Genomic DNA, 13,630 nt, shown 5'->3' with positions numbered 1-13,630 from the left:
ACCCTTCCCTAAAAAAACTTTAAACTAATTGCCCACCTTTGCTTCATCTACGATCAAGAAGCCGTCACAGGTCAGTATATTTGAAATCTCCCTTATGTCGGATAAGACCATTAGGGCCCCTGCTTTCTTCAAATCCTCAGCCGAGTTTGGCCCCGTTGCAAGTCCAATCCCCATGATATCGGCATTATTTGCCGTTTCCATATCGATCACCGTATCCCCAACGTATATCGCTTCATCTTTATCGACACCAAGACTTTCTACAGCCTTGAACAAAATGTAAGGATCAGGTTTAGCTCTATCTACATCTTCCAACCCTAAAACGATATCGAAATATTTATCAATGCCCAAATGCCTGACAGCCCTTTTGGCCTTTCTCCTGTTCGACGTAATGGCCAACATTAAACCTCTATTCCTTAGGGCCTGCAAGACTTCTTCGGTTCCCGGGAAAAGCTTCATTCGTTCATATTCCAGAGGTCTGCATTCCTTTGAATAAATATCGAGCCACTCTGGCCTGAATTCATTCCACAAACAGCGCAAAGACTTTTCCATGGGAATTCCTATCGTAGACAACACCTCTTCGTAACTTACAGCTCTCAATCCCATTATCCTGGCAAAATAATTCATGGCGTAGGCGATGACATGGCTAGTATCGACCAATGTCATGTCGAAATCGAACAAAAGAGCTCTGACTTTCATAAAAACACCTCCAGGAGATTATCGAATGATGTTCTAGTGAGACTTAATATTCACGCAAGATAGGGGCAATTCTCCCTTCGAAAGCCTATCCACGTTTTGAGCTATGTAAGCAGGTATACCTTTTAATGCTTCGTCATTGGTTCCCCCTATGTGCGGGGTAACGTAGACATTTGGCATATTTAACAAAGGGTCCTCCTGATTCGGAGGTTCCTGCCAAAAGACGTCCAAACCGCATCCCGCAATCCTCTTTTCCATCAAGGCCCTTTCCAAGGCTTTTCTTTCCACAACATCTGCTCGAGCTACATTTATTAAAAAGGCATTTTCGTCCATACTCCCCAACACCTTTTCGCCAATCAACCCCTTCGTCTGAGGAGTCAGGGCCACAGTTATTACGACGAAGCGACAACCCCTTACGGCATCGCTCAACTTATCCAACGTGTAAAATCGCTCAAGAAAAAGAGAGGAAAATATATCTTTCCACGATCTGTTAACGCCAACCATAGCGACATCGAAGGAACTCAAACGCTTGGCCAGGGTCATTCCTACATTTCCTAGGCCAACTATACAAACTCTTTTCCTCCATATCGTCAAGCCCCTCGGGGAAAAGAGCTTTCCCTTCCTCAAATTCTCCTGTGACTTGTTGTATCCTTTTGCCAAAAGTAGCATGTGCAAAAGGGCAATCTCGGCAACCCCTTCGGCATTGCCCGTGTTGCCGGAAGGGACGTTACACACGTAGATTCCCCTAGAAGTGCAAGCCTCGATGTCTATGCTTTCCAAACCAACCCCCCATTGACAAAGCATCTTCATATTGTGAGCATGGGCTAGCATCTCTGCTGTGAAGGGCTCCGTTCCCTTCACTAGCACTTCGGCCCACCCCAAGGAATCCGGATCCTCAAGGATATCGGCGTAACGAACCTCGTGATTTTCGAAGAGAGTTTCTATTATCTCCCTGAGGCGCTCGAAACCTTTATTCGAAAAAAGCACCCTCATGATACGACCTCCAGCATACCGCGAAAATTCTCGAAGTCATTTTCATCTATGATCACTGAGCTTCCCGGACTTTCCCATACTTGAACGTATTTCAACCGCCTCTTGCCCGCATTAATGTGGGGTTCCATTTCCCCCCATATCCAGAGAGCTATATATTCCGCCGAGGGTCTTTTTATCACATCGTTAAGACAGGAATGATCCAGTTTCGACAGAATCCTCTCTTCGACCAAACCCTTGAGCTCGACAAAATCCATAACCATCCCTTCTTCATCGGGAGATCCCTCGACAAAAATTGCAGCTTTATAGGTATGTCCGTGCAACCTCTCACACTTGCCGTGATAATCCGGCAAATAATGGGCGGCATCGAAACTGAACTCACGTTTTAATATCACCATTATCCCCTCCTGTATTTTCACTGCCCAAGGGCGCCTCCAAGCCTTCAAGCAGGCTCATTTGCAACGGCGCTTCATCCTTAGTCAATCCCAACACTTTTTTCATCCAAAGGGCATTCTGGACCGCATAATCCCTGTAACAGTTGTTAAACATCATAAAAACCCTGCCCGGCAGCTTCATGCTCAAAGCAGCATCAAGCCACCCCCTTAGCTCTTCCTCTGTATACTTATATCTGTATTTTTCCAAAACCGTCGAACCCTTCTTCCATGCCAAAGCATTCCTCCCGTGAAACCTTATGACGCTGCCCCATGAAGAGGTTATATACCAGTCTTTCGGCACAGTCCAGGAAAGCTCGGGTTCATCGACAGCCACGTAAGCCATATTCTCCTCGCCGAGCAGGTCCAAAAACTTGGCCTTTCCATCCCCTTCAAACCACGAGATGTGTCTCACTTCGACAGCTATAGGATAGGAAGGCAGCAGTTCGCGCAATCTCTTTATGTATGCAAGCCACCGCTCGTGATATCTAGTTTTTGGAGAGAACTGGAAAAGCACGTAACCTAACCTTTTGGTAGATTTTAAGATCGATATAAGAAAGACAAATTGATCGAAAAGCCGTACTCTCGACTTTCTGTCGAGGTCCCAAAGGGTAATTCGCGAGGCTTGAAAGCCTTCATTCGATCTGTCGTCAAACTTTTCCCTGCACCAAGGGGGCAGATTTTTAACCGAAAGGGCATGATTCGTGAAGAGGGCAAAGGCCTTCACATTAAAGAGGAAATCGAGCGGTGTCGCGGCCATCCAAGAATAGATGACCGCCGGGTCAGGCAATGAATAAAAGAAGGAGTCGGCCTCCACGGTATCAAAGAAGGAGGAATAATGTCTCAGTCTGTCCTTGCTTTTTTTACAGCCCTTCGGATACCAGCCGCTCGAGAGAAGCGACTTGTCGGCCCAGGAACAGGTGCCAATCCTGAAATCCACATCCATGCCCATACTTCCCTCCTCAAATCATTTAGGCAAGCTCCATGAGGCCAAATTCTCAAATCGCGTATATTCTTTCATGAACAGCAGCTGTATAGTGCCCGTGGGGCCATTTCTGTGTTTAGCCACTATCAGTTCCGCAACGTTGTTTTCCTCTTTGTCGGCCTCGTAATATCCTTTCCTGTAAAGAAAGACAACCAAGTCCGCATCCTGCTCTATGGCACCGCTGTCTCTTAAGTCGGCAAGTTGAGGCTTTTTGTCCTGCCTCTGCTCCACGGCTCGAGAAAGTTGCGAAAGGGCTAAAACGGGTACGTTCAACTCCCTCGCTACACCCTTCAAAGACCGAGAGATTTCGGCTACCTCCTGCTGTTTGTTCTCAACTCTTCTGGCTAAACTCATCAACTGGAGATAATCGACTATTATCAAGCCCAAATTGTCGTGTTGCGCCTTGAATCTTCTTGCTCTTGCCCTTAGGTCCAGGGTGGACAAAAAGGAGCTGTCATCGATGTAAATTGGCGCCGTGGCCAACTTTCCCGCTGCATCGGACAGAATATCCCAATCCCCTTGAGGAAATGTCCCCGTTCGCATATCGTGAATGTTAACTCTGGCCTCAGCGGCAAGAAGCCTCTGCAAAAGCTGTTCCGCCCCCATCTCCAGGCTAAAAATCAAAACAGGCGTTTCCTGTTCGATAGCCACGTGCTGAGCGATGTTTAAAGCCAAAGCAGTCTTACCCATCGAAGGCCTGGCTGCCAAAATCGTCAAAGATCCCGGCTGAAAACCTCCGGTGACACGATCAAAATCTATATAACCCGAAGGAATTCCTGTGACGACCTTGCCCTTTAAAAATTGTTCTTCGAGGTATCGAAAGGTTGCGTTTAATATATCTCCTATCCTCTTGAAAACAACCAAATTTCCATGGGTTGCCACATCGAAAACGGCCCTTTCGGCCTCGTCCAAAACCTCATCCACTTCTACCTCTTCGGCATAGCCCAGTTTCGTTATATAGGTTCCCACTTGTATCATCTTACGATGCACCGATTTATCCCGGACAATCCTAGCGTGATACTCGACGTTTGCCGTAGTGGGAACTGTATCGATCAGAGAGGCCACAAAGGGTTGTCCTCCCAACCTTTCGAGAAGGCCTCGCTTTTTAGCTTCCTCCATAAAGGTCAGAGGGTCGACAGCTTTGTCTTTTTGCATCATGTCGGCGATTACTTCGAACGCCAGTTGATGGACCGCGTCGTAGAAGTCTTCTTTGCGCAGCGTCTCTACGACATAGAGGGCAGCGTCTTTATCCAAGAGACAGGAACCCAAGACGGCCCTTTCGGCATCCAAATTGTGTGGCATAACTCTGTCGAGCACCTGACTCAAACTTCTCACGCCTCCACTTTAACCGTCATGTCGATTTCCACATTGGGATGGAGTTTTATTTTAACTGGATAGGCTCCCAATTCTTTAATGGGGTTTTCCAGCTTAACAAGTTTTTTATCAACTTCAACTCCCAATTGCTCCTGTATGGCTTCACTTATGTGGGCATTGGTGACACTTCCAAAGAGTTTCCCCTTTTCGCCTGCACTGACACGTACAATAACTTGCTTGCCCTGCAGCATTTTAGCCTTTTCTCGAGCTTCTTCCTCCAGTTTTTTTGCCCTTTTTTCTTCTATCCTTTTAAACTCCTCGAGTTTTTTAATTTTTTCGGTCGTGGCTTCCTCAGCCAAACCGCGAGGTATCAGATAGTTTCTAGCGTATCCATCCGACACCTTTATCAGATCTCCCCTTTTCCCCAATTTATCAACATCCTGCTTAAGAATTACCTGCAAAGCAATTCACCTCCGAATTTTTACTCGCAGATCTATCAGCATATCAAAGAAACCCAACATTATCACAATTGTAGATAATATGGGCACCAACAAAGAAAATACCAAGATCATAACCCCGATCCATTTTCTTGCGTTGATGTTCAAAAAATTTGCCAATAAATACCATAGGGTTGCCAACCCCTGGATCAAAAAAATCATCATTGATAGAACTTTCAAGTTCAAGCTCAGAACGTCTAGCATACCAATATTATTACCCTTGCCCGCAAAAAATGAAAGGATGAAGGATGCAAAAAAGGCAAGCAATACACTTTTAGGGAAACGCCAAGTGCCGAAAGACGGTATCGAAGGCAAGGAGAGAACCTTAAATCTTCTGGCAACTTTTTCGCTTATGACGTAACTTACGGCGCAATCGAAGAAAGAGGCAGCAATTAGGATCGCCGGCAAGATATGAACCATTAATCGACTCATAGTCTCTACTTGTGCCTTCATGCTTTCCAAAAAGGTCTCTCCGTAGCCATCGGAAAAGACCGCTAAAGCGTTATCCAGACTTTTGGTGAGAAGATCGGGATCTATCGCAAAGGGGTTGATACCCGTCAGAAGCTTTACCAATGCCATAAGGATCAGTTTGCAAGACAGCGAAACGAGAAATCCGTAAAAGATAATATCAGATGCCTTTTGAATACGCCGACCGAACATCCCAAGAGCAACGCCCATGATGGCAAAACCGAATAGAAAGAAGACCCCTCCCAACAGTCCCATGAACATTGTGATCAATACAGCGGCGACAAAAGCCCCCAACAGCGCCTTCTCGGCGGGGACCTTTAGCCCCAAGATCACAAGAGGCACGGGGCAGAAGAAAGAAATTACAATGCCCACCAGGGGCAAGAAGTGGCTTGCCAAAAAAAGTACGACCGATAGCGCCACCAACAGAGATGACTCGACTAGACTTCGGGTATCTTGCATTAAAATACCTCCCAGTAAAAAAAGGGGGAGAGCGTATTCTCTCCCCAAATTATATTAATAAATGTTAATACGACGCTATTCCACAGTGAAGGGCAACAGAGCCATAAACCTGGCCCTCTTAATGGCTCTGGCAAGTTGTCTTTGATGTTTGGCGCAATTTCCCGTGACTCTATGGGGCAATATTTTGCCTCTTTCAGTCAGGAATCTCTTAAGCTGCTCAACATTTTTATAGTCAACATATTCTATCTTATTCGAGCAAAAGGTACATACCTTTGGGCGACGTTTGCGACGTTTAAAATCCGCCATGGCTATCGACCTCCTTCTTCAATAAATAAACTAGAACGGGATATCGGCCTCTTCTCCGCCGTCCTCCACCTCCGATATGTCAGTTGGAAATTCGTCGGGAAATTCGTCCCTCAGGCTTCCGATAGTAGAAGAGGGTTCCTGATATCCTTTGAAACTGCTATCATGTGAATCGCGAGAGCCGCTGCCGAGGAAGACTACGTTTTGGGCCACCACTTCGGTAACCCAACGCTTATCCCCGCTCTGGGTCTCGTAATTTCTAATCTGAAGCCTGCCCTCAACCAATATTGGGCGACCCTTTCGCAGGTATTTCTCGCAATTTTCTGCCTGATTTCCCCAGACAACTACAGGGATGAAATCAGTATGCTCCTGCTGATTTCCTTCGTGATCCCTCCAGGTGCGCCCCACAGCGACGGTCAGCCTTGCTACTGCCTGTTTTGAGGCCGTATACCTCATCTCGGGATCGCGTGCGAGATTGCCCATCAATATAATCCTGTTATATCCTCTAACCATCTTAACCTTCTCCTACTTCTCGTCGAGACGAACAATCAAATGCCTCAAGACCTGATCGCGCAATTTCAGCAAGCGATCGACTTCACCTATTTGAGAAGGCTCCAGGTCAAATTCGATCAAAGCATAATAACCTTCCACCTGTTTTTCCACAGGATAGGCCAGCCTCCTCTTGCCCCATATGTCGGATTTGTGGAACTCTCCGCCCAAACCTTTGATTACCTCGGAAATTTCATCGACCTGAGCCTTGACTTCTTCGACATCGGGGTGAATGAGTACCATTAATTCATAGGGTCGCATTTCTACACCTCCTCCCTTTGGCCTTAAAAGATCCCCTCACCGAAAAGGGGACAGGGATACACCAACGACAAAGCATTATAAACATAAACGCGAAATTTAACAACATCTCTTCTAAACAGACCAAGAAGATTGCTGTTATTTTTTTTGAGGTCCTTCCTCGGGAGTATAATATTCTAAAATATAGATCTTTTCTCCAGGAAGCACGAGATTGAACTCCTGCCGCGCTAACTTGGCAATTCCATCGGGAGTATTGTAATAGTTTATTTTCTCGTTTTTATCCTCGATATCCAGCTTCAACCTTACCAGGGTTTGAACGTGCTCGTCTATGCGGTTGGATAGCTCGTTCAACTTTTTAAGCTCCCGCAGGTAACCGTTAAAGAGCATTAAAAACAGGAGAATTGAACAAAGAGAAATAACTATCCACCTGAGCTTAGGCACTTACATCACTTCCGGAGCGTTAATTTTCAACAACCCCAAGACATTTAGCAACACCACCTGTACTGCACGCACCAAAATCAGCCTGGCATCCGACAAAGATTTTTCCTCGCCCAAAACCCTGTGGGCGTTATAAAAAGAGTGAAAGGCCTTGGCCAATTCATAGGCGTAAAAAACGATCAAGTGGGGCGAAAGCTCCTTTGCCGCCTTGGCAACTTCCTCGGGAAATTTGCCAAGACATTTAATTAGAGCTTTTTCCTCCTCCGTCTTCAACAAAGAGATGTCGACTTTCTCCGGAGCAGGCAACTCTATGCCTCTAGAGGACGCCTCTTTAAATATGCTATGTAACCTGGCACTGGCGTATTGGACGTAATAGACGGGGTTATCCGTCGAAGCGCTCTTCGCCAAATCTATATCGAAATCGAGATGGGAATCGCACTTCCTCATCAGGAAGAAATATCGCATCGCATCTACTCCCACTTCATCCATCATCTCCCGGAGAGTTACGAACTCCCCCGCTCTGGTGGACATGGAGACCATCCTGCCCTGTTTAATTAAACTAACGAATTGTATTAATAAAACTTGAAGGTCATCAGGCGATCTTCCCAGGGCCTGAACTGCAGCTTTCATGCGCGGAACATATCCGTGGTGGTCCGCGCCCCAGACGTCAATGACAAGATCAAATCCTCTGTCGAATTTATCCTTATGATAAGCGACATCGGAAGCAAAATACGTAGGTTCTCCATTTGACCTGATCAGCACCCTATCTTTCTCATCGCCAAATTTAGTCGATCTATACCATATGGCCCCCTCTTTTTCGTAGGCAAGCCCCCGTTTCATCAAAAAATCGACCATTTCGCGAATGAGGCCCCGTTCATGAAGCGTTTTTTCGGAAAACCAAACGTCGAAGAGTACCCTAAAGTCCTCCAGATCCTTCTTAATTCCATTTAAGATCACCTTCACGGCATAATCCTTAAAATAATCCAATGTCTCCTCGATGGGCAGGCCTAGAAATTTATCTCCTTCTATGTCTATGATCTCCTGAGCTATCTCGTGAATATAGTCCCCTTTGTACCCGTCCTCAGGGAAGGGGGCAGCCTCCGACCTTCCAAGCAACTCAAAGTAACGGGCCTGAACCGATCTCCCGAGCAACTTCATTTGAAGACCGGCATCGTTAATGTAATATTCCCTTTCCACATACCATCCCGCAAAGGAAAGTATGTTGGCCATAACATCTCCCACGGCAGCTCCGCGGCCGTGGCCGATGTGCAAAGGTCCCGTTGGATTTGCGCTGACAAATTCGACTTGAGCACGCTTGCCCTCCCCCAAGTCCCTTTTGCCGTAGTCTTCCCCTTTATCGATTATTTCCCTGATAAGCTCTGACATCCAAAGGTCCGATAGGAAGAAATTTATGAAACCCGGTCCTGCTACTTCGACCTTTTCCACGTATTCGCTTTTCTTTAAATGGGAAATGATTACTTGAGCGATGTCTCTCGGCTTCATTTCCCAGTTGCGAGCCATTAGCATAGCAACATTTGTGGCGTAATCGCCTTGATTTTCGCGACGTGGCCTTTCTATGATTATCTCCAGACCCTCAGGGTAAACTAGGTTTTCGTCTTTCGCAGTCGAAATTATGGCATCATTCAAAAGGTCCTTAATGTGGGATTCTACGTCAATCATAAAACCAACCCTCCATCATTTCTTGCGGATAGGAATAGCCAAGTTGTTCCACTGTTGCAAGGCTTTAAAGCCTGCACGCAATGTCAAAAAAGTTTCTTCGTTTATGGATGTTTCATTAACCAATAAACGCCAGTTCGCCTCCACAATTCTACCACGACTTTTTTTGTCGATTTTCTGTTCCCATTGAATTTTGCCGTCTTTTTTAGACTGCAACGAAGGCATCGAGAAGGCCTCAAAACCCTGGGGCAACCTAAGCGTTACAATGCCTTCGACCAAGAAGGGGAACTTCAATTTCGACCCTACATCCATTGAGCCCAAAGCTTCAAGAAAATTGAAGGCCGTCATCGGGAACCTCAAAAGCATTTGGCTGTCGCTGGGGATCCCCAATATACCCGACACGGGATACACAATCCTCACGCCCCCCTGTCTTTCCGATATCTCCCCCTCGTTCCATCTCACCACGATTTGAGTCGGATATACGCGCATGGAAGACGACAGGTCTAAAAAGGGACTTTGCCCACCAAATACGACGTAAGGCCAGCCTCCGTTGAGGTTCAATTCAAGCGTACCTTTGGCCTCTCCCAATTCCGTCAATTCCAGATTCCATTTTACTCGCAACCGATGATCGCCGACGCTTCCGCGATCGATTTGTTTCAACTGCACGCCATTGCCATCGTAGAAGCAAAGAGTCTCTCCCCACAGAGAATCTGGTACCGTAGCACCTCCTATCGCGGAAGATCTCAAATCGTAAACCCTATAGGCGCTACTTCCGGGAGTTCTAGCTTCCAGAATTGGACGAGATATCAATTTCGGCGTTCCAGGGACGTCCTCTTCGGGAACGACGAAGGGTAGCCAATTGATTCGCACATCCCAACCCGCCATGGAAAGCCAATGGGCTGCAAGAACTGTCCTTTCCCATGGCGTCCAGGGGCCTTCCCCGGGGATAGCTTCGGGGCTCCTTCTTACATCGGACAATTTGAAATCCTGCAGCAAAAGATCTTCTCTTCCAACCCATTGCAATATCTCCGTGCCAGCGCTCTGTTTGTTGTTGTCAATAAATTTCCCGACAGCCTCAGGAACAATTGACTTCAAGCCCGATGCCCAATCTTCAAGCGGCTTAATAGCGTTAAGCCAACCGCTGCGCATACTGAAGATGAGAAAGTTATCGTTTCCTTCCTCCAGCGCATTTATCCCCTCAGGAAATTGGTTTATAAATTCCCAGATATACGTGTCTTCCACTCCCCTTGCAAGTCTGTGGGAAACTCGTCGATCTTTAGGCGTTGTCCATGTCAAGCTGGAGCCGTGGGGAACGGATACCGCTATTTCGACCTTCCATTGCGGAAGATCGAGACCTATGGGTATTGCATCATCGACGTTCCATCTGCCGGGGTATTCCTTTTGGTAGGAAATGACCAGAACGTTTGGGATGTCCAAAGGGGGAACGTTTACCTCGTACCAGGATAAGCCTCCGCTTTCTGCCTTTTTCGGGGACAAAGGGGCATAGAGTTCGAAGCTAATTGGATCGTAAATCTTGGCCTCGTCGATCGTTACCCTTTCGTCGCCAACGAAGGGAAATTTCCAATTTCTCCAGCTTTCTGATAGTGGGGACTCAGAGTATATGAGCCATTTTGTCCGGACCAGCATACTTCCGTCGGCAAGCAGTTTATATTCGTGGCTTCTCTGCCATACCATTGCCTTGGTATCTTTGCCGTAGGCAGTCAGAGGAGGAACCTGCTTGACATATTCCCGAATAAGCTTCAAATTATCCTCGTCTCCCGCAAAGGCCACGGCAGGAGCTGCAAAGAAAAAAAGCATTATAGACAGCAAAATTGCAGCTTTAATAAAGAAAGCTTTTTCGATCCTCATGGCAAAGAACATGAACTATGCATTCCTTCCGCAACAGTATTTGTACTTCTTGCCACTACCGCAGGGACAGGGGTCGTTTCGCCCCACCTTTAGGGTTCGCCTTGTACCTTGCGTAGGTTCAAAGTTTCTTTCGCTGTTTGCTTTGCCAGCAGACCCGACCAAAGCGAGATCCCTGATTTCTCTTCTATTTTGAGGCTGAGGAGTCTTCCCCTCACGTGCCACCGAAACCTTTAGAGCCAAACGGGCCACACCCTCGCGAATGCTGCCGAGCATCTGCTGAAATAAGTTGTATGATTCGAACTGATATTCTAACAACGGATCCTTTTGACCTAAGGCACGAAGCCCTATACCGCGTCTCAGATCGTCCATTGCCAGCAGATGTTCTTTCCAGTGGGAGTCGACAACGTGCAGCAGGATCATCTTAAATATCGTATTGGCCGTCTCCCTTCCCAGCTCCTCAAGTTTTGCCTCGAACTCGTCTCTTAAAAGGGAAACCATCTTTTCCCTGGCCTCGGGCAAAAGGGAGCGATCGTCCACGCCGGTCAGGCATTCAGCTACTTTCCCGCTGAAAAGGGCTTTAACCTTTAAAACGGCTCCCCTCTGATCTGCTTCCTGTCCTTCAGGGTAATATGACTCGAGTATTTCATCTAAAGTATCCGTTATTATTTGCCACGTATGTTCGATCAAATCGTCGGCGAAGAGAATTCGTCTCCTCTCGTCGTATATGGCTATTCTTTGTTGATTCATAACGCTATCATATTGCAATAATTGTTTTCTGATGTCGAAGTGATATTGTTCGACCTTTTTCTGGGCCGACTCTATGGCCCTGCTCAAAAGAGGGTGATCGATGGCCTCGCCTTCCTGCATGCCCAGCTTCTCCATTATGCCCTGTATCCTGTCCGATCCGAAGAGACGAAGCAAATCATCCTCCAGGGAAAGATAAAACCTCGATGATCCCGGGTCGCCTTGGCGGCCGCTTCGCCCTCTCAACTGATTATCTATCCTTCTGGATTCGTGCCGTTCAGTACCAATGACGTGCAGTCCTCCCAGGGATACTACTTTTTTGTGCTCCTCGTCGCATAGACTTTTATATTCTTCTAATATGGCCTCATAGGCTTTCCTGTCACCTTCCACATCTACGCCCCTCTTTTCTGCCTCTTCCAGAGCGAGAAACTCTGGATTGCCGCCGAGAAGGATATCCGTCCCCCTCCCGGCCATATTTGTGGCAACCGTGACAGCACCCACACGGCCGGCTTGGGCAATGATCTTTGCTTCCTTTTCATGATATTTTGCGTTCAAAACCTGATGAGGGACGTGGCGCGCGGAAAGCAATTTGCTTAGTTTTTCTGAATTCTCTATCGATGTCGTGCCGATCAACACGGGCTGACGCTTTTCGTAGCATTCTTTGATTTCATCAGCGACAGCTGCGAATTTTTCCCGTTTGCTTCTGTAAATGATATCAGGGAAATCGCGGCGGATCATCGGCTTATGGGTTGGGATTACGACGACTTCCAGGCCATAAATCTCATTGAACTCCTCGGCCTCGGTGGCGGCGGTCCCCGTCATGCCGGCCAATTTTTCATACATCCTGAAGTAGTTTTGCAGTGTAATGGTCGCAAGGGTTTGATTTTCCCTTCCTATTCGGACACCCTCCTTGGCTTCGATTGCTTGATGCAGGCCATCGGAATAGCGCCGCCCGTACATCAACCTCCCCGTAAACTCGTCGACGATCACAACTTCTCCGTCCTTTATGACGTAATGGACGTCGCGCTTAAAAAGATATCTGGCCTTAAGGGCCTGCACAATCTTATGAAGCAACTCCGAGGTCTCCACCTCAGCATATATATCTTCGATGCCCAGAATTTTTTCGCATCGCTTAATTCCCACCTCAGTCAAAGCCACATTCTTTTCCTTTTCATCTATCTCGAAATCCTCGTTAACGGTCAAGGACTTCGCTATCCTGTCGGCAACTTTGTAGGGTTCAACAGACTCCTCTGATGGGCCTGATATTATAAGAGGTGTTCTGGCCTCATCTATCAAAATGGAATCGACCTCGTCCACTATTGCATAGTGATGCCCCCTTTGCACCAGTTGTGAGGGCAAAATTGCCATATTGTCCCTCAAATAATCAAAGCCAAATTCGCTGTTGGTACCATAAGTGATATCCGCTTCGTAGGCTTCTCTTCTCTCTTCAATGCTCATAAAGGGGTAAATTACCCCGACAGACAACCCGAGGAAACGATACACTTTGCCCATCCACTCGGCATCACGTTTAGCCAAGTAGTCGTTTACCGTCACGACATGAACGCCTTTGCCCTTCAAAGCGTTCAATACTACGGGCATTGTGGCAACTAACGTCTTTCCTTCGCCTGTCTTCATCTCCGCTATCTTTCCCTCGTGCAAGGCAATCGCTCCCATGACCTGCACGTCGAAATGCCTCATCCCCAAAGTCCTCTTCGCAGCTTCTCTGACTATTGCAAATACTCGGCACATCACTTCGTCGAGAGGTTGCCCTTCCTCGACAACCCTTCGGCGCATCTCCGCAATTTCCCTCGCGAGGTCATCGTCGCTTAAAACAGCAACTTCTTCTTCAAGAGCATTTATCTCATTTACTGTTTGGGAATATCTTTTCAACGCCCTGTCATTGGCGTCCAATCCCAAAATCTTTTTTAAACCGTTTAACATACCTATTCACCTCA

At 47.1% G+C, this 13,630-nt stretch carries 14 protein-coding genes; all 14 read right to left on the bottom strand.

Translation table 11 applies throughout. The features are described 5' to 3' along the window. Positions 1-24 precede the first annotated feature (24 nt). A complete protein-coding gene (locus HMPREF1705_RS06630) occupies positions 25-696 on the bottom strand; it encodes an HAD family hydrolase (RefSeq protein WP_009201580.1) in 672 nt (223 codons plus the stop codon). A 33-nt stretch (positions 697-729) separates the two neighbouring features. Next, positions 730-1,686 (bottom strand): 2-hydroxyacid dehydrogenase, encoded by a 957-nt coding sequence (locus tag HMPREF1705_RS06625; protein ID WP_009201581.1) that lies wholly within the window; start codon positions 1,684-1,686, stop codon positions 730-732. Further along, positions 1,683-2,081: a 6-carboxytetrahydropterin synthase QueD gene (queD, locus tag HMPREF1705_RS06620; protein WP_009201582.1), complete on the bottom strand. Its 399-nt coding sequence runs from the start codon at positions 2,079-2,081 to the stop codon at positions 1,683-1,685. Before queD ends, HMPREF1705_RS06625 begins: the two co-directional genes overlap by 4 nt. Then, positions 2,062-3,060: a DUF72 domain-containing protein gene (locus tag HMPREF1705_RS06615; RefSeq protein WP_111089654.1), complete on the bottom strand. Its 999-nt coding sequence runs from the start codon at positions 3,058-3,060 to the stop codon at positions 2,062-2,064. The genes queD and HMPREF1705_RS06615 overlap by 20 nt, the downstream gene beginning before the upstream one ends. A gap of 21 nt (positions 3,061-3,081) precedes the next feature. After that, positions 3,082-4,401 carry a replicative DNA helicase gene (dnaB, locus tag HMPREF1705_RS06610; protein WP_009201584.1) on the bottom strand — a complete coding sequence of 440 codons (1,320 nt, stop codon included), beginning with the start codon at positions 4,399-4,401 and terminating at the stop codon, positions 3,082-3,084. A gap of 29 nt (positions 4,402-4,430) precedes the next feature. Beyond that, positions 4,431-4,874 (bottom strand): 50S ribosomal protein L9, encoded by a 444-nt coding sequence (gene rplI / locus HMPREF1705_RS06605; protein WP_009201585.1) that lies wholly within the window; start codon positions 4,872-4,874, stop codon positions 4,431-4,433. A gap of 6 nt (positions 4,875-4,880) precedes the next feature. Continuing rightward, on the bottom strand, positions 4,881-5,837 hold the full coding sequence (locus HMPREF1705_RS06600) for a YybS family protein (protein ID WP_057940817.1): 957 nt from the start codon (positions 5,835-5,837) through the stop codon (positions 4,881-4,883). Positions 5,838-5,912: 75 nt separating this feature from the next. After that, positions 5,913-6,143, bottom strand: a complete 231-nt coding sequence (gene rpsR / locus HMPREF1705_RS06595) for a 30S ribosomal protein S18 (RefSeq protein ID WP_009201587.1) — start codon at positions 6,141-6,143, stop codon at positions 5,913-5,915. A 30-nt stretch (positions 6,144-6,173) separates the two neighbouring features. Continuing rightward, positions 6,174-6,653: a single-stranded DNA-binding protein gene (locus tag HMPREF1705_RS06590; protein WP_009201588.1), complete on the bottom strand. Its 480-nt coding sequence runs from the start codon at positions 6,651-6,653 to the stop codon at positions 6,174-6,176. Positions 6,654-6,665: 12 nt separating this feature from the next. Continuing rightward, on the bottom strand, positions 6,666-6,950 hold the full coding sequence (rpsF, locus tag HMPREF1705_RS06585) for a 30S ribosomal protein S6 (RefSeq protein WP_040348191.1): 285 nt from the start codon (positions 6,948-6,950) through the stop codon (positions 6,666-6,668). A 135-nt stretch (positions 6,951-7,085) separates the two neighbouring features. After that, positions 7,086-7,388 carry an FtsB family cell division protein gene (locus HMPREF1705_RS06580; RefSeq protein ID WP_009201590.1) on the bottom strand — a complete coding sequence of 101 codons (303 nt, stop codon included), beginning with the start codon at positions 7,386-7,388 and terminating at the stop codon, positions 7,086-7,088. Continuing rightward, positions 7,389-9,065, bottom strand: a complete 1,677-nt coding sequence (argS, locus tag HMPREF1705_RS06575; RefSeq protein ID WP_009201591.1) for an arginine--tRNA ligase — start codon at positions 9,063-9,065, stop codon at positions 7,389-7,391. A 15-nt stretch (positions 9,066-9,080) separates the two neighbouring features. Next, entirely contained in the window at positions 9,081-10,943 is a 1,863-nt protein-coding gene (locus HMPREF1705_RS06570) for a hypothetical protein (RefSeq protein ID WP_009201592.1), read from the bottom strand. Between the two features lie 3 nt (positions 10,944-10,946). Next, a complete protein-coding gene (gene secA / locus HMPREF1705_RS06565; RefSeq protein WP_009201593.1) occupies positions 10,947-13,616 on the bottom strand; it encodes a preprotein translocase subunit SecA in 2,670 nt (889 codons plus the stop codon). Positions 13,617-13,630: the final 14 nt, after the last annotated feature.

It is taken from the genome of Acetomicrobium hydrogeniformans ATCC BAA-1850 (assembly GCF_000160455.2).
Lineage (GTDB): Bacteria > Synergistota > Synergistia > Synergistales > Acetomicrobiaceae > Acetomicrobium > Acetomicrobium thermoterrenum.
Note: the sequence above shows the minus strand (reverse complement) of the source record. Positions and strands in the feature narration are given on the sequence as shown.